General features: G+C 41.9%; 19 protein-coding genes. 11 read left to right on the top strand and 8 right to left on the bottom strand.

What is annotated here, in order from left to right; all coding sequences use genetic code 11:
* Window positions 1-106: 106 nt before the first annotated feature.
* The 4 genes from Q4574_RS20210 to Q4574_RS20225 form a co-directional block, all read right to left on the bottom strand.
* Window positions 107-610, bottom strand: a complete 504-nt coding sequence (locus tag Q4574_RS20210; RefSeq protein ID WP_303477177.1) for an HD domain-containing protein — start codon at window positions 608-610, stop codon at window positions 107-109.
* 264 nt (window positions 611-874) lie between these two features.
* On the bottom strand, window positions 875-1,324 hold the full coding sequence (locus Q4574_RS20215; protein ID WP_303477180.1) for a flavodoxin domain-containing protein: 450 nt from the start codon (window positions 1,322-1,324) through the stop codon (window positions 875-877).
* A gap of 22 nt (window positions 1,325-1,346) precedes the next feature.
* Window positions 1,347-2,102, bottom strand: a complete 756-nt coding sequence (truC, locus tag Q4574_RS20220; RefSeq protein ID WP_303477184.1) for a tRNA pseudouridine(65) synthase TruC — start codon at window positions 2,100-2,102, stop codon at window positions 1,347-1,349.
* A 2-nt stretch (window positions 2,103-2,104) separates the two neighbouring features.
* Complete coding sequence (locus Q4574_RS20225; protein ID WP_303477186.1) at window positions 2,105-2,431, bottom strand: YqcC family protein; 327 nt, start codon at window positions 2,429-2,431, stop codon at window positions 2,105-2,107.
* Between the two features lie 139 nt (window positions 2,432-2,570).
* On the opposite strand from Q4574_RS20225, the gene Q4574_RS20230 reads away from it, so the two are divergent.
* Complete coding sequence (locus tag Q4574_RS20230; protein WP_303477188.1) at window positions 2,571-3,608, top strand: DUF3549 family protein; 1,038 nt, start codon at window positions 2,571-2,573, stop codon at window positions 3,606-3,608.
* A 9-nt stretch (window positions 3,609-3,617) separates the two neighbouring features.
* Window positions 3,618-3,929 (top strand): DUF3301 domain-containing protein, encoded by a 312-nt coding sequence (locus tag Q4574_RS20235; protein WP_303477190.1) that lies wholly within the window; start codon window positions 3,618-3,620, stop codon window positions 3,927-3,929.
* Between the two features lie 66 nt (window positions 3,930-3,995).
* Here the strand turns inward: Q4574_RS20235 and Q4574_RS20240 are convergent, their stop codons facing one another.
* A complete protein-coding gene (locus tag Q4574_RS20240; RefSeq protein WP_303477193.1) occupies window positions 3,996-4,955 on the bottom strand; it encodes a LysR family transcriptional regulator in 960 nt (319 codons plus the stop codon).
* Window positions 4,956-5,060: 105 nt separating this feature from the next.
* On the opposite strand from Q4574_RS20240, the gene Q4574_RS20245 reads away from it, so the two are divergent.
* The 3 genes from Q4574_RS20245 to Q4574_RS20255 are packed head-to-tail and all read left to right on the top strand — an operon-like array spanning window position 5,061 to window position 7,816.
* Window positions 5,061-6,287, top strand: coding sequence for an acyl-CoA dehydrogenase family protein (locus Q4574_RS20245; protein WP_303477196.1), 1,227 nt, complete (start codon window positions 5,061-5,063; stop codon window positions 6,285-6,287).
* 41 nt (window positions 6,288-6,328) lie between these two features.
* Window positions 6,329-7,030, top strand: coding sequence for a histidine phosphatase family protein (locus Q4574_RS20250; RefSeq protein ID WP_303477198.1), 702 nt, complete (start codon window positions 6,329-6,331; stop codon window positions 7,028-7,030).
* Between the two features lie 36 nt (window positions 7,031-7,066).
* Entirely contained in the window at window positions 7,067-7,816 is a 750-nt protein-coding gene (locus Q4574_RS20255; protein WP_303477201.1) for an SDR family oxidoreductase, read from the top strand.
* A gap of 92 nt (window positions 7,817-7,908) precedes the next feature.
* Here the strand turns inward: Q4574_RS20255 and Q4574_RS20260 are convergent, their stop codons facing one another.
* Window positions 7,909-8,628: a cytochrome b/b6 domain-containing protein gene (locus Q4574_RS20260; protein ID WP_303477203.1), complete on the bottom strand. Its 720-nt coding sequence runs from the start codon at window positions 8,626-8,628 to the stop codon at window positions 7,909-7,911.
* Between the two features lie 243 nt (window positions 8,629-8,871).
* Between Q4574_RS20260 and frdA the strand changes: the two genes are divergently transcribed.
* Genes frdA through frdD form a run of 4 tightly spaced genes read left to right on the top strand, consistent with a single transcriptional unit; the run spans window position 8,872 to window position 12,141 of the window.
* Window positions 8,872-10,656, top strand: coding sequence for a fumarate reductase (quinol) flavoprotein subunit (gene frdA, locus Q4574_RS20265; RefSeq protein WP_303477205.1), 1,785 nt, complete (start codon window positions 8,872-8,874; stop codon window positions 10,654-10,656).
* Window positions 10,653-11,372: a succinate dehydrogenase/fumarate reductase iron-sulfur subunit gene (locus tag Q4574_RS20270; protein ID WP_303477208.1), complete on the top strand. Its 720-nt coding sequence runs from the start codon at window positions 10,653-10,655 to the stop codon at window positions 11,370-11,372. Before frdA ends, Q4574_RS20270 begins: the two co-directional genes overlap by 4 nt.
* The gene (locus tag Q4574_RS20275) at window positions 11,369-11,752 is read left to right on the top strand and encodes a fumarate reductase subunit C (protein ID WP_303477210.1); all 384 of its coding nucleotides are present in this window, start codon (window positions 11,369-11,371) and stop codon (window positions 11,750-11,752) included. The genes Q4574_RS20270 and Q4574_RS20275 overlap by 4 nt, the downstream gene beginning before the upstream one ends.
* Window positions 11,749-12,141: a fumarate reductase subunit FrdD gene (gene frdD, locus Q4574_RS20280; RefSeq protein WP_303477212.1), complete on the top strand. Its 393-nt coding sequence runs from the start codon at window positions 11,749-11,751 to the stop codon at window positions 12,139-12,141. The genes Q4574_RS20275 and frdD overlap by 4 nt, the downstream gene beginning before the upstream one ends.
* Before the next feature lie 8 nt (window positions 12,142-12,149).
* On the opposite strand, the gene Q4574_RS20285 is transcribed toward frdD, so the two are convergent.
* Window positions 12,150-13,151, bottom strand: a complete 1,002-nt coding sequence (locus Q4574_RS20285; RefSeq protein ID WP_303477214.1) for a prenyltransferase — start codon at window positions 13,149-13,151, stop codon at window positions 12,150-12,152.
* Between the two features lie 147 nt (window positions 13,152-13,298).
* Window positions 13,299-14,036, bottom strand: coding sequence for a dienelactone hydrolase family protein (locus Q4574_RS20290; protein WP_303477216.1), 738 nt, complete (start codon window positions 14,034-14,036; stop codon window positions 13,299-13,301).
* A 228-nt stretch (window positions 14,037-14,264) separates the two neighbouring features.
* Between Q4574_RS20290 and Q4574_RS20295 the strand changes: the two genes are divergently transcribed.
* Together Q4574_RS20295 and Q4574_RS20300 are read left to right on the top strand one after the other, a co-directional pair.
* Entirely contained in the window at window positions 14,265-15,434 is a 1,170-nt protein-coding gene (locus Q4574_RS20295) for a benzoate/H(+) symporter BenE family transporter (RefSeq protein ID WP_303477219.1), read from the top strand.
* 5 nt (window positions 15,435-15,439) lie between these two features.
* The gene (locus Q4574_RS20300) at window positions 15,440-16,093 is read left to right on the top strand and encodes a GntR family transcriptional regulator (RefSeq protein WP_303477221.1); all 654 of its coding nucleotides are present in this window, start codon (window positions 15,440-15,442) and stop codon (window positions 16,091-16,093) included.
* The last annotated feature ends 38 nt before the right edge of the window (window positions 16,094-16,131 follow it).

Consider the following 16,131-nt stretch of genomic DNA (forward strand, 5'->3'; position numbering starts at 1 on the left):
TTGAGAGGCGGCGATTTGGGACGGATTTTAATAGACAGCCACATTTGGCTAGATAAATAGTGATCATTAGCTGGGAAGAGGTAATTGAATATCTGAGGTATTCGCTTTAGTTAGGCGTTGTTATCAGTTTGTCTAGTTCTTGCCACAATTCATCACACAGCCCTTGACGGTAAGCTGATGCGCGAAATACATCGTGCTCTCGACAGTACATGATAAACATTTTGGTATTCTGATCTTTAATGCTGTTTTTTACATTTGATAGGCGGTCACACACTTTTACGATTAACGCCAGTTCCGTTACGCCAGTCACATTTGCCATTTTTTGGTAGGTTTTCTTTTTTCGCTCCCGACGTGTTTCGCCTTTTTCGTCTGTAACAACGGCTACACAATCTGCAATTAATTTTCCAAACTGCGCTTCAATATCTTCAATAGTAACAGACGTATCTTCCACCACATCGTGAAGATAAGCGATGATTTCAGCGTCCTCTCCAAATGCTTTTGCTTTGGAAGCGACCTCATCTAAATGATAAGAATAGGGATGCTTTCCATACCGTTGATTACCATGGGATTTCACAGCAAACTCCCTAGCTTTAACTTGTTCGTAGGTCATTAATAAATTCTCCAGTTAAAGTTAGATATGCAAACTGCGCCGCTTTAGCGATTTCGATATATTATTGTTTATTCAGTTAAATAGTGTTGAATTTAGTATAAAGCTATTTCACTTTAGAAATATAGCCTTATTGAGAAGTAAAATTTTTGTAAGGGCGAATTTGTTTAACAGATAAAAAGGTAAAGAAGCAGTCTCACAAGTTAAAATAAGTTGCTTCGTTACCTATATGTATTTATTGCCAAATGACACTTGGAACGACGAGTTTTAAGCCGTTAGTTTAGGCAAAAGACTTTCTACCCATGGCACAACTTCCGCTTCCGGCTCTAAAGTCTCCATCACATCAACTATCAACAAATCCGCAACCGCTTGCCCTTGCAGTTCAACAAGCACTTCAAATATTTGTTTGCCTGCCCCACAAAAACTATCACTGTAACTGCTATCTCCAAGCCCTACTACCGCAAAGGGTTTTTGCTCCATCAATGGCATAGTATCTTTCAAATCCATGATTAAAAATTCTAAATTTGGCGGTAAATCGCCTTGGCCGGTTGTAGAACTGATAAAAAGAACCGACTTGGTTTCTTTAAAATTATCTAAGGTACCGTCAATAAAAAGTTCTACGCTGTGTCCCTTTTCGGCAATCATTTCCTCCACTTGCTCTGCAACGTGCTGAGCGTTACCGTATACAGAACCCACAAAAATTCCCACATCTACCATCGTAAAACGTTCCTCAGATTGATTAACTGGCGCTTAGACCAGTTAGTTGTTGTAGTTGATTGAGGTCTAGGCCCCATTGTTCAATTAACCCTGCCATTCTTATATCAAATTGACAGCAAATTTTCAGCGAATTTTGTGTAATTGGATGAGTAAAGGTCATTTCACTGCAGGTCAAACCCAAACCAACAAAAGCATATTGCTGCCGTATAAACGCATTTTGTTTACCGTCGCCATGGGAAGTGTCGCCCACAATAGGATGCCGTATATGAGCCATATGTCTTCGTAACTGGTGTTTACGTCCCGTCAAAGGATGCAATTTAACAAGGGAATAGCGAGCAGTTTGATAACGCCCTACAGCGAAGGGTAATTCAAACTGCTGGATACATTCATACTCCGTCACGGCATCTTGTGCTGGTTTATCTTGGCGTGCTTTTTTGTCAGCTATTTTGTCCAATTTTTCTTTTAGCGGATAATCAATGCTGCCGCGATCAGGACAATAGCCACGCACAATTGCAAAGTAAGTTTTAGCAATGTGCTTGTTGCTGAATTGCTCAGTTAGTGATCGGGCAACCTCAGAGGATAAAGCGAACAGCAACACGCCAGAGGTGGGTTTATCAAGACGGTGAACGGGAAAAACATGTTGTCCTAGCTGGTCACGCAGAATTTGCATAGCAAACTGTGTTTCGTGACGGTCAATCATACTCCGATGAACGAGTAGACCGGCGGGTTTATCGATTGCCACTAGATATTCATCTTGATATAAAATGGTTAGTGTCATATTTACGGCTGACCTACATTGAATAATAAATCGATTTTATTTATCGCGTTAATTACCAAAGGATAATCTTCTTGTGCCAGCGTGTTTTGTAGCACGGGTGAAATGGCCAATGCATTAGGCAACATCTGCCCCCTGTTAATTAATTCTTTCATTTTAGGAATAAAGACAAACTGCAACCACTGTTCGATTCTGAGTGTGTCAATGGCGAAAGGTAATTCACTTTTTAATGCTTCTGGAGAAGGTTGCCTAGCCGACCACAATTGCTCACTTCGCATTACGACTTCCAAATCGTTTAGTCGGTTTAATAATTCATTATGGGAGATTGTCATTACTCTTTATTCAATATTACCTTAAACGAGATTCTTTTGAGACGCTTATTTATGCCTGATTTCTTTTTAATAGCCACACAAAAAGATATACTCTGCCACTTCACATTTAGCACTTTCAACATATTACCTTAAACTGATTATGAGCAAGCACGAAATTTCTTCTATTAGTGAATTTTTACTTCACGCAGGTACTGATTATCGCGTGTTCGATATGGGAAGAACCATTCGAGAAGTTCCAAGCCAACAATTCTTAGAGCAAGAAAACGGCCAAATTAAACCGCCTTTCACACGGGCGCAGCACGCTTGGTTTGGGATCGTTTTTTGGGATAAAACTCGCTCCGAACAACAATATATTTGGTTTGTAAAGCTACCCACTGATGAAAATGGGTTAATTGTTTCAGCCTGCCGCAATCACTTTTTACAGATAATTGTTGATGCTTTAGGGGCTGAATTAGAAAACGCCGATAAGAAAAATGGTCAGCTACCAGATAACCCCTACTCTTTTATTCCTAATCAAAATCAAATCGCCGATTTCAATAGTAAAAGTAGAGGTGTTTTATCCTTAGGTAAATCGCAATATTTTGAAGCTGCTAAAGCCTACATTAACTCACCAATGGTAATTGATTGGCAGAGCATCGCACTGCAAGGTTTAACAGATCTAGTTGCCGATATAGATGCAGCGGAAATACATAACAGTATATGTCGACATTTTTCTCACTTCCCGGAACAAGTACAATGTCAGTTACTCATCAGTATGGAAAATTACCCCTTACCTGACACTTGTATGCACACCATTTTATCGTGGATGAACCAACATTCAGAAGATGAAGTTAAATGGCAACATGGCCTGCGTTCTCTATCTCAGACGGCTGATTCAGACAAGGTGTTGGCACTACTTACCCAGACCTTGGAAAGTAACCTGTCGAAGAGACACAATATATTGGTGATTATTTCAGGCCGCCTTTGGCACTACCTGTCAACACCGGAACTGTTACTTAAGTTTTTCGAAAAAGTGGCAGAAGCAGATCCCAATTTCGACTTATTCTTGGGAATTTTTCAAGATTTAGTGCAACTACCGGATTTACGAGAACAGGTTTTAGCCATGTTACGCAACCCAAGTAAATCTGACACATTATCTGCCGCCGTTGGCCGTTTATTTTCAGCCCATAAAAGCTAGGACTAATGAATGAATTTTAATCTTACCGATATATTGGTCCTTTTTATTATTGCTGCAATTGTTTTTCAGTTTTGGCGAATACGTGGAATATCAGAGCAAGCTAAAGCGTATTTAGATAAGTACTGCGAAACGAATGGCCTGCAATTAATTAGTATTGCCCGTAGTAAAACTAAAGTAATTTTTCACAAAGCCAAGCTCGATTGGTACACCGAGTTTTCGTTTGAATTTTCCAGCACAGGTGAAGAACGGTATTTAGGATTACTTAAAATGCGCGGTATCAACATAGATGGAGTCGAACTACCTGCTTATAGAATAAGTTAAGTCATCTGCCTTATTCTTCATTCATTTATAATTGGAAGGTTTTGTAGAGATACCTTCAAGTTATTCTTAGCTCGGCATTTGGGTTTGTTGTTGATGATTATCTACCATTATCTTGTGTAGTGCTTGTCGAAACCAACTTAGCGCTGAATCTTGTTCCGTGTTTTGATGCCAATACATATGAGTAGATATAGGTGGCATATCGAAAGGAAGCGTCACAGTCACTAAATCGTCATCCACCAATTGAGCTCCGAAAGAGCTAGGTAAGGTAAGTAAAAACGGCGAACCTTTTAAAATTTCTTTTGCTGCATAGTAGTTTTGACAACGAACCGATACGGTGCGGGTAAACCCTTGCTGATGTAGCATAAAATCTTCTAACACCGCCCCCGTTGGACGATGGGAAACGCTAATATGTTGCGCCTTAAAATACTGCTCATGTGTAATGGGCAGTTTTGCACAGCCCGCATTTTTCAGTAAAAAGTGAGATCTGTCCATTAAAACAATAAATTTATCGTTGCGAACATTTTCATGGCGGATTGGCGGTTTCAGCGGCAAGGCAATATCAAAAGCTAAATCAAACTGCCCCGAAGTTAATCCCTTAGCCAGCTGGTTTCGTTCTACTTTAACACTCGCAAATGTGATATTCGGCGCTTTCTCAAACAGCACTTTGGCGATACTTGGTAAGATGGTTGGTTCAAGGGCATCGTGCATAGCAACACGGAAATGATGTTTGCTCGTTAAGGGATCAAATTCTCCCCACTGTTGCAAAATTTGTCGTAGGCGGCTTAGATTATCAATGATTAACGGTGCCATGCGTTTACAAGCAGGAGTGGGTACCATTTTATTTTGACTGCGCTCAAATAAGGGGTCTTGCAGACAATCCCTTAGTCGCTTTACCGCATGGCTCACCGCAGAAGGAGTGATATTCATCCTCTCTGCGGTTTTAGTCATATTTTGTTCCAGATATAAACTCTCAAATACTTTCAGTAAGTTTAAATCTAGTCGTTGAATTTGTTTTATTTCCGCCACAAAACACCATGAATATTATTCATACAAGCCGTTAAGTATATTTCATTTCATTCAGATAACAACTATGGTTATGCTAGATGTTAAGTTAATTATTCGGAGACCATTATGCATTTCGAACACAGTCAAAAGGCACAAGATTATCTTTCTCAGGTGAAAGCCTTTATGCAAGAGCATGTTTATCCCATAGAGAGCAAAATCTACGCTGAAATGGAAGAAATGAATCCCGCTGGCGATTGGAAGAACTGGAAGCTTCACCCCGAAGTCGAAAAATTAAAGATCAAAGCTCGTGAGCAAGGATTATGGAACCTGTTCTTACCCGACGAAAAGTTAGGCAAAGGACTAAGCTGCATAGAATACGCCCCTTTAGCGGAAGAAATGGGGCGCGTTCCGTTCTCCCCTGAAATTTTTAACTGTAATGCCCCAGACACTGGCAATATGGAAGTACTTTATCATTTTGGTTCTGAAGCCCAAAAACAACAATGGTTAACGCCTTTATTAGCTGGTGAAATCCGCTCTGTTTTTGGTATGACTGAGCCTGAAGTTGCATCTTCGGATGCAACCAATATGGCTGCAACCATAGAGCTGGACGGCGATGAAGTTGTGATTAATGGCAAAAAGTGGTGGAGCACGGGATTAGGTCACCCTAATGCTAAAGTGACTATCTTTATGGGGTTATCTAATCCTGAAAATGAACGACATGCGCAGCACAGCATGGTGTTAGTGCCCCTTGACAGTAAAGGCATCGAAATTAAACGTATGTTAACCGCCTATGGCGACTACGATGCACCTTATGGTCACGGTGAAATGCACTTTACCAATGTTCGCGTACCTAAAGAAAATATCATTATGGGCTTGGGTAAAGGCTTTGCCATTGCCCAAGGTAGACTTGGTCCTGGCCGCATACATCACTGCATGCGTGCAATCGGTATGGCCGAAAAAGCCCTTGAACTAGCAATATTACGTGGACAGGCACGTCAAGCCTTTGGCAAACCACTGATAAAGTTAGGCGGTAATCAAGAACGCATTGCAGAAGCACGCATGGCAATAGATCAAGCTCGCCTGCTAACGTTAAACGCAGCGTGGAAAATAGATGCAGTAGGAGTAAAGAATGCCATGACAGAAATCTCGGCGATAAAAGTAGTTGTGCCTAGAATGCTGCAAAATGTGGTTGATATGGCTATCCAGTTCCATGGTGGCGCGGGTATGTGCAGTGACTTCCCTCTCGCCCGATTTGCCGCAGGCGCGCGTTCACTGAGGCTTGCAGATGGCCCAGACGAAGTCCATCAGGGTATGGTGACTCGCATAGAGCTGAAAAAGTATGTAAACAAGTAAGCTTACCTGAAACTTTGAACAACGATTTAGTAGGATAAAATTTGACAGCCATTTATTTAATTAGACATGGCCAAGCTTCTTTTGGCCAGCAAAATTACGATAAGCTTTCGGATATCGGACATCAGCAAGCTAAGCTGTTAGGTCATTCACTGCAGACTCGGATTGGCAAATTTGATAACGTTTTTTTAGGCAGCATGTTGCGGCATAAACAAACCTTGCAAAATTGCTTATCCGCGATGTCTTCCGTTGTTGATGAATCAAACTGGAATATCGATGCCAATTGGAACGAATACGATCATAACGACATCATTGCCCAAATGGGGCCAGAATTTGCTGATGCACCTTCCGTTAAAAACTGGATATTAGCCCAGCAAAATCCCAAAGTAGCCTTTGAGCAATTATTCAATAATGCCATGAACCGCTGGATGTCAGGTCAACATTGTAACGAATATGTTGAGTCATGGCAGCAATACCTGAATCGTGTAAAAGGGGCGCTAGAAAATGTGTTAGACAAAGCAAAAGGTGCCAAAAAAGTAGCTATTTTCACCTCTGGCGGCCCCATTTCAGTGATTAGTCAATACTTGTTAGGGGTTCCCGCTGACAATGTAATGCAAGTAAATTGGACCTTAGTCAATTGTGGTATAACTAAATTAATTCATACCCAATCTAGAGTGTTTCTATCTACCTTAAACGATCACAGTCATTTCGAAGGTGAACATAAATCTTTGATTACCTATAAATAACTTTTCAAACATGAAACTTAAAAGCGTAGCCCAATGATGAGCAGAAAAAACATATTAATTACCGGAGCCAGCTCAGGCTTGGGTAAAGGGATGGCCATTGAATTTGCTAAAATGAACAGAAACTTAGCCCTATGTGCTCGGCGCATTGAGCGTTTGGATGAGTTGAAACTAGAATTGCTCAGCATCAACCCTGAGATTAAAGTATCCATTAAATCTTTAGATGTAGATGACCATGAGCAAGTATTCAACGTATTTAACGAATTCCATCAAGAGTTTGGCCAGCTAGACCGGGTTATCGTAAATGCGGGCATGGGAAAAGGTGCTCCAATTGGTACAGGGTATTTCTACGCCAATAAGCAGACAGCCATCACTAATTTTGTATCCGCTATCGCCCAGTGTGAAGCGGCAATGACAATATTTAGGCAACAAAATGCAGGTCATTTAGTCACAATATCATCCATAAGTGCCCTTCGCGGGGCAAGAAGAGCTATGAACGTTTATGCCGCCACAAAGGCCGGACTAACGTCGCTTAGCGAAGGAATGAGAATTGATGTCATGGATACCCCTATTAAGGTCTCTACTGTACACCCGGGTTTTATTCGCAGTGAAATTAACGAAAAAGTGAAAAAAGTCCCCTTTATTGTAGATACCGAAACAGGCTGCAAGGCAATGGTAAAAGCTATCGAAAAAGAAGGGGCAAACAGCTATGTGCCAAGCTGGCCTTGGGCAGTCATCCGGCCAATTCTGAGTATAGCTCCACTGAACTGGTTAAAGAAAATGAGTTGAGGCTTTAGCTAAAGCCCTCCCCTTTTACACTAGCTAAACTCAACCTATACTGGCTGTGGTGTATATTTTTAATTTGGGTATACAGGTATTAGTTAATCATCTCTATTGTCTTTTTTCGGAATGTACTTATAACCATTTATCATAGCGGAAACCAACGCCGTTTTCTCTCTACGCTCGGCAACTATCACCCCAACGATATGCAACGGGATCAAGAATAACAAGGTATAAAAAGCATAAACATGTGCAGTGATAAATGGTTTTCGAATATCGCGCATCTCTAAGTAGGCCTGATCATCAACATTTTCTTTAGAATAAGGCTCAATGAGATCAAGTTTACTGCTATCAATGGCAATACTTTTCGCAAAATATTGGCCGAACGGTGGATAATAAATATCCGTACCGGCGATTATTAAACCGCTGATCATTTGAATGCACATTGACAATAATAATGCCCCCACCATCAACTTTCCGAGAGGGTTGTGCCCCTTGTATTTTTTATGGGGTTGCTGTTTGAATTCAGCCAACTCTTGGCTAAAACCTTTAGTAAAGGGTAAGGTTTTTTTCCAGCGCTCGTAACCTTTGCCGAAAAAGCCCATCACTAGCCTTAACAACAAATTGATCGCAAACACATACCCGGTAATGACATGCAGGGTTTTAAGTAGAATTTTACCATCAACACTTACGCCCAACGTTTTCGCATTAAAAATTATTAAGCCTAACCCCAGTAGTATTGTAATTGCTAAAACATTTATCCAATGAAAGAGTCTTAAATACCGACTCCATACATACACTTGTTGGTATTGGTTGTTCATGTTTTCCCCAAAGTATTTGTCAAATAAGCTACTTATTAGAATAAACGATAACGCAGTTGAAAAATATTCCTCCAATCAAAACTAGGCAGCACAAAGCAGATTTCATTGATCAAGGTCATTAATTGGTCGTTTAACAGTATTAACCTTGGTATCTTTATGGTTATATTATCTACCCACACTTATCATTTCTAAGCGAAAGTGTGTTTTGGCTTGAATGATAAATACACAAAGGAATGGGACCAAATGAAATATAAAGATTATGACGTTCTTATTGTTGGAGGTGGCGGGGCTGGTTTGCGAGCAAGTATTGCCGCAGCTCAACAGGCACAGCAAACAGGCTGTGATCTTAGTATTGGTTTAGTATCCAAAGTGTATCCTATGCGTTCCCATACCGTTGCAGCGGAGGGAGGCGCTGCAGCAGTCACCCGTGACGATGATAGTTTTGCTGCACATATTGAAGACACAGTCGCAGGGGGAGATTGGTTAGCTGAGCAATCAGTTGTTGATTACTTTGTAAGGCATGCCCATCAAGAACTCGTGCAAATGGAACAGTGGGGCTGTCCTTGGAGCCGCAAAAACGATGGTTCTGTGCAAGTTCGTCGTTTTGGCGGCATGAAAATAGAGCGCACTTGGTTCGCCGCCGATAAAACCGGTTTCCACATGTTACATACATTATTTCAAACGTCGTTGCGTTATGATGCGATTCAGCGTCTTGATGAGTTTTTTGTGCTCGACTTGTTAGTCAATAATGGACAAATCTCTGGCATTGTAGCGTTAGAGATAGCCACAGGTGAATTACACCTTATTCGTGCCAAATCCGTTATTTTAGCCACCGGTGGAGCCGGCAGACTATTTCGTTTCAATACTAACGGTGGCATTGTCACTGGCGATGGTATGGCACTAGCCTTCCGCCAAGGTGTGGCACTGCGCGATATGGAATTTGTACAATATCATCCCACCGGACTGCCAGGTTCAGGAATATTAATAACCGAAGCCTCCCGGGGGGAAGGTGGCTTAATGCTCAACAATCAGGGCTATCGGTACTTACAAGATTACGGTTTGGGACCCGAAACACCCGTGGGTGAACCTAAAAATAAATATATGGAGCTGGGACCCAGAGACAAACTGTCACAGGCGTTTTGGCAAGAACAGCAGGCTGGACGGACTGGTCGTTTCGGTGACAGCGATGTGGTCTATTTAGATTTGCGACACTTAGGAAAAGCTTATTTACACGAACGTCTTCCGTTTATTTGTGAGCTGGCAAAATCCTATGTCAATGTAGATCCCGTCAAAGAACCCATACCTGTGCGTCCGGCTGTGCATTACACCATGGGCGGAATCACCACTAACGCTCAGTGCGAAACATCGATAAAAGGACTGTTTGCCGCTGGGGAATGTGCTTCTGTTGGCCTCCACGGAGCAAACCGTTTAGGTTCCAATTCCCTCAGTGAACTATTGGTGTTTGGCCGTTTAGCAGGCGAACAAGCCGTTATATTCAGTCAACAGCAAGAACTCACGCCAAAAGCTGATCTAGAAGAGCATTTTCAAGCGCAACAACAACGTATAAACACATTGCGCAATCAACAAGGTCGAGAAAATTGGGTCGCTATTAAACGGCAGTTAATTAAATCCATGGAGGAGGGTTGCGGAATCTATCGTGAACAAGCTGGAATGCAAAGTACGTTGAATACCATACGTGAGCTTAAAATTCGCTATCAACAGATTAGCTTAAAGGATAAAAGCTTAGGATATAACACCGAGCTTTTACAATGTATTGAGGTGGGATTTGGTCTAGATGTGGCGGAAGCAACCTGCTTAGCGGCATTGCAGCGCCGGGAATCCAGAGGTGCCCACCAGCGCCTTGATGAAGGGTGTACAACCCGCGACGATGAACAATTTCTACAACATAGTTTGGTTTACCATCAAGCCAATGGTGATGCACATCTCAGTTGGCAGCCCGTTGATATATCCTTGTTACCGCCGGCGACCAGGGCATACGGCGATGCAGGCAAAGGAGTTTCATCATGAAAACAATTCACATCACTCGCTATCTGCCTGAATCCTCAGAGATCCCCTTCGTTCAACAATTTGACATCCCTGCAGATGACAGCACATCGGTACTCGATGCACTCAATTATATTAAGGAAGAGTTAGATCCTTCATTAAGTTTTCGGTGGTCTTGTAGGATGGCTATCTGTGGATCATGTGGGCTTATGGTTAATGGAAAGCCAAAACTGGGCTGTAAGACCTTTTTACGTGACTACCAAGAGAATATAACCCTCCAGCCTCTAGCTCATTTACCTGTAGAGCGGGATCTAATTGTGGATATGGATGTGTTTTTAACCCATCTTGAAGCAGTAAAGCCTTATCTTATTAGTGACGATAGTCTATCTACTGAACCGAATAAACAGACGCCTACGCAAATGGCCAAATACCAACAATTTTCTGACTGTATCAATTGTGGATTGTGTTATTCCGCCTGCCCACAATTTGGCCTAAACCCTGAATTTTTAGGTCCCGCAGCCATCACATTGGCACATCGTTATAACTTAGATAGCCGGGATCACGGAAAAGCCCAGCGAATGCCTTTATTAAATACTGAAGAAGGCGCATGGAGCTGCACGTTTGTGGGTTTTTGTTCTGAGGTCTGTCCGAAAAAAGTGGATCCTGCCGCGGCAGTCAATCAATCCAAAGTTGAATCAGCTAAAGATATGATTATCCAATTATTTAAGGGGAATTTATGACTTACCGCACTACGCTTTCTCGAACCTGGTGGTTAAAACACAATGCGTTTAAAGCGTATATGTTACGCGAGGCGACTGTTTTACCCCTGACATTTTTTATTTTGTGTTTAGTCTCGGGAGTTTATTGTTTGTGGCAAGGTGAAAGTCAATGGAACCACTGGCAAACTGCAATGGGGCAACCTTGGGTATTAGCAGTAAACCTTTTAGCCTTCTTTGCTAGCTTATTTCACGCATGGACTTTCTTTCAGTTATTTCCCAGAGTCATGCCAATACGTATGGGTCACATAAGCGTGCCAGCCAATGTGTTGATAGCGGGACAGTGGGCAGCCGTACTATCGGTAATGGTGTTATTTTCTTGGTTATTTTGGGGGAAGCTATGAATGATCGAACAACCGAAAACATGACTATCAAACCTAAAAAAAACCACCGCAGCAGTGAACCTGTTTGGTGGGCCTTGTTTAGCGCTGGAGGGGTTTGTTTTGCTGTATTTATCCCCACAGCAATACTGTTTTTTGGTTTTCTACAACCCCTAGGACTGATCGACTTTAGCTATTCGCAAGCTCATAATTGGTTTTTTGGTTTTTGGGGACTGATGTTTAGCGGTGCCTTTATTATTTTACCTGGGTTTCATGCTGCCCACCGTATTCGCCATGGGTTACACGATTTGAAAGTACAACGACATGGACTCATTAAAGTGATTTGTTATGGGCTCGCTGGATTGATTAGCCTGCTAACTTTAGGCATTTGGTTTACCGGTATAATTAGCTGATGCACCGCTTATGGATTCACAGCTGCGATAATATTTTCCAGTATTAACATCACCAAGAACAACAAACTAAACCTGCGTGTATATTGAAATGCGTTAGGCGCAAACCACAAGGGCCAGACTTCTTTTCGAAAGCCGGCGGGCATCTCTGCTGGCCTCTCATGATTAAAAACCTTAAGTGTTTGGATGAGAGTGGGTAAAGTTAAAAGTAAAACGACAATACTGAGACCAATATACCCTTCAAAATAAATATAGGTGGCTAACAAATACTGAGATAACAACATCACTTGCACGGCTTTTCTAGCGTGACTAGCACCTAGCAATACTGGTAATGAATAGATCCCCTTGCTTTTATCCATATGGATTTTATCGATATGTTTGCCAAAAATAACAGCCGTAGGTGCCAAGGCATATAAAGTACCAATGAACATGGCAGCTAGGCTCCACTGCCCACTGCTAACATAATAAGAACCACCTACCATTAGCGGCCCCCACACAACCAATACCGACAGTTCACCTAAGGCAAGTTTCTTCAATGGCCAGGTATAAAACAGCACAAAAAATGCGCCTGCTAGCATTAACCACAATACATCAACACCTCTTATATAAATGATAAGGGCCCCGCATAGAAGGGCTAACGCACCAGTAGCTATGATGTAGTGCAGCAACTGCTTTTTAGTTAAAAGTCCACTTTCAAGCACATGAGTACCATATTGAGTGCGGAAGTAATTTCCTTTATCTACCCCTCTTGCAGAGTCAGTATAGTCATTTAGCAAGTTATTGGTGGCATGGGCTAACACTAAACCTAAAATACATAACACAGCTAAACCCAAATCTACTGTAGCAGTACTCAATGCCAACAAAATGCCGATAATGGCCGAGGTAAAACTCATGATAGTGACAGAGAAACGACTCGCCACCAGCCATTTAGTTAATAGGTTTAACCCATCCCAACACGTTTTATCAATCTGAGGCACGGTTTTGAGAGCTTGGATCCATATAGCTTGCGACATTGTCATCTCTTTTTGTGTTGTGAGTTTGATAAAATTAAGCAGCGCAGAGAGGCAAATCGAAACTGCTCGTTACAAAAGTACAAAACGGAAAAAAGTACCCTTTGAGTATCTAAATTTTATAGCAGAAAAACAACCCCAGAATAGCTATCAATTTAGTGTTCGCTGAAATAACCCAACCGCCTGCTGATACATTTGTAGTGCTAATGCACCGTCGTAACGATCACCTTCGTCTCGCATAAACGCGTGCACACCGTTGACTTCACTCCATTGATAATTAATCCCAGTGGCTAAGCATTGCTTGTATATGGTTAATCTGCCTTCTTTAGGTACATGGGGATCTTGCTTGCCCCAAATAAAGTGAATTTCGCCTTTAATGTCTGCCATTCTAGCCAGGCTTTGTTGTTCCGGCTCCGCAGCCAATGCATTGTTATGGATATCCGTAGCATACAAACAAAATGCGGCTTTTATGGCGGGGTTGAGTGCAGCGCGATACGCTAGATGCCCACCGATACATACACCCATAGCGCCTATTTCGTTGGAACAATAGGTGGCTGTCCTAATAAAATCAATCATAGCCTCTGTATCCGTATCGTGGTCAAGTAAAGATTTTTGGCTCTTATCTTGATTACCTTTATCTTTACCAAGATCGTCGTACTCTAAAACGGTTCCAAGGGGATTCAACTCATGAAAAATCTCAGGAACGATAACGACAAAACCGTGACACGCCATTATGGCTGCAGATCGGCTGATGGGTGCCGTTTGCTGAAAAATCTCTGAATAGAAAATAATGGACGGATACACGCCCTCGTCACATGGACGATAAAGATAACACCGCATTGTGCCCGTTGCGGTGTGTAAATCGACGGTTTCTTTTTGTATTTGCATGATCAATGACAACCTTATTTTTTAACTCGGTTATGTTGAGTGTGTTTTCAGGGCGGCTTTTATGTGGCCCACTTACGCGACTTATTCGCTATGACGGACGATAATCAGAATAGTCTATCTAAATGACTGCAATCATAACGTTATTTTTTATAGAAGTACTAAATTCGACTTCCATTATGATCAAAACTCACGTATAAAATGTATACATTTTTAAAATTGTATACATTTATGTTGAAAAAAATCATCAACGACAGTTCATTATCTGCCGTCATCGCTGGCTTTATTGCTGTATTAGTTGGGTTTGCCAGCGCCATGGCAATCGTCTTTCAAGCTGCCATTGCATCAGGGGCAAACAATCAACAACTGGAATCCTGGGTGTGGGCTTTAGGGGTAGGCATGGGGTTCAGTACACTAGGACTATCTCTTTGGTACAAACGCCCATTGATTATTGCTTGGTCTACCCCTGGTGCCGCATTACTTGCAACTGCCGTTATGAATAATGATATAGCCACCGCTACCGGAACGTTTCTAACGGTGGGTGTCTTGATTACCTTAGTCGGCGTAACCGGTATTTTCAGTAAACTGGTTAGACTCATTCCAATATCAATAGCATCCGCCATGCTAGCGGGTATTTTAGTGCAGTTTGGTCTTGGATTGTTTGGCGCTATCGAGCAACAACCGGCATTAATTATCACCATGTTAGTGGTCTACTTGCTGGCTAAACGATTTATTCCGAGGTATGCGATCCCTTTAGTGTTACTAACCGGATTAACGTTTTGCATTTTCAATCAAACCATTCAAACCCAGAACCTTTCATTTGAATTTGCAACACCTGAATGGGTATCTCCTACTTTTTCATTGGCTTCAATAATCGGCGTTGGCTTACCATTATTTATTGTGACCATGACCTCTCAAAACTTACCTGGGGTGGCCATATTGAAGAGCAGCGGATATGAGCAACAACCAATTTCGCCGCTCCTTACCACGACGGGAATCACCACGCTTCTATTTGCTCCTTTTGGTGGTTTCACTTTTAGTATCGCCGCCATCACCGCCGCTATTTGTACCAATGAGGAGTCTCACCCTTCTCCAGATAAACGTTACGTCGCAGGTATTTCTGCGGGTGCCTTCAACATATTAGCGGGAGTTTTTGGGACTGCGGTTGTGGGCTTATTTGCAGCTTTTCCACAGGCACTAATTGCCGGTTTGGCAGGGATAGCACTGCTAGCAGCCATAGCCGCTAGTCTAAAAACAGCCTTGGATTATGATCGAGAAAGAGAAGCTGCCGTTCTTACCTTTTTAATGACTGCTTCAGGTATAAGCTTTTTCGGTATAGCTTCTGCGTTTTGGGGCATTTTGGTGGGAATGTTAGCTTTGCATCTAAGTAAAAGAGTGTAATTAAGATGTCAAAACAACAAGCACAGATACTCTACAATCAAATTAAATTGGATATACAGGAAAACAAGTTGCCCATTGGACAGGCACTCAAACAAGAAATGCTTTCACAGCGCTATAATATCAGCCGTATTCCCATAAGAGATGTGCTACAACGATTAAAAAATGAAGGTTGGCTAACCACCTGTGGCAAGCGAGGGGTGATGATCCCGATGCTTAACGCCACCGAAGCAGAAGATTTATATTTAATGCGCAAATATCTCGAACCGCTGATTTTGGAATATGCTATCCCCAACATTAACCAACAAGTAATTGGTAAGGCGACGGACTATTTACACATAATTGACTCGCAAGAAGAACTGAGTATCGAAGAACACGGAGAGCTGAATTGGCAATTCCATTCCTGTCTTTATGAGCAAGCAAACCGACCTACTCTGTTTAGTACAATCGCTAGTTTGCATCAATTGTGTGGCAGGTATATTGGTTATCATAACCAACAGCTGAATTACTTGAAAACCAGTCAACAAGACCACTACAACATACTCAAAGCAATAGAGAACAAAAATACCGAGCATGCTAAAAACCTTTTAGAAACCCACATAAGCGATGCAGGAAAAACTCTAGTGAGGTTTTTGTTGGCGGAATCAAAAAATGAAAATTAAATACATAAGTTTGATTACCAATGAATATTGGTGATACA

This window comes from Aliiglaciecola sp. 3_MG-2023 (assembly GCF_030548205.1).
GTDB lineage: Bacteria > Pseudomonadota > Gammaproteobacteria > Enterobacterales > Alteromonadaceae > Aliiglaciecola.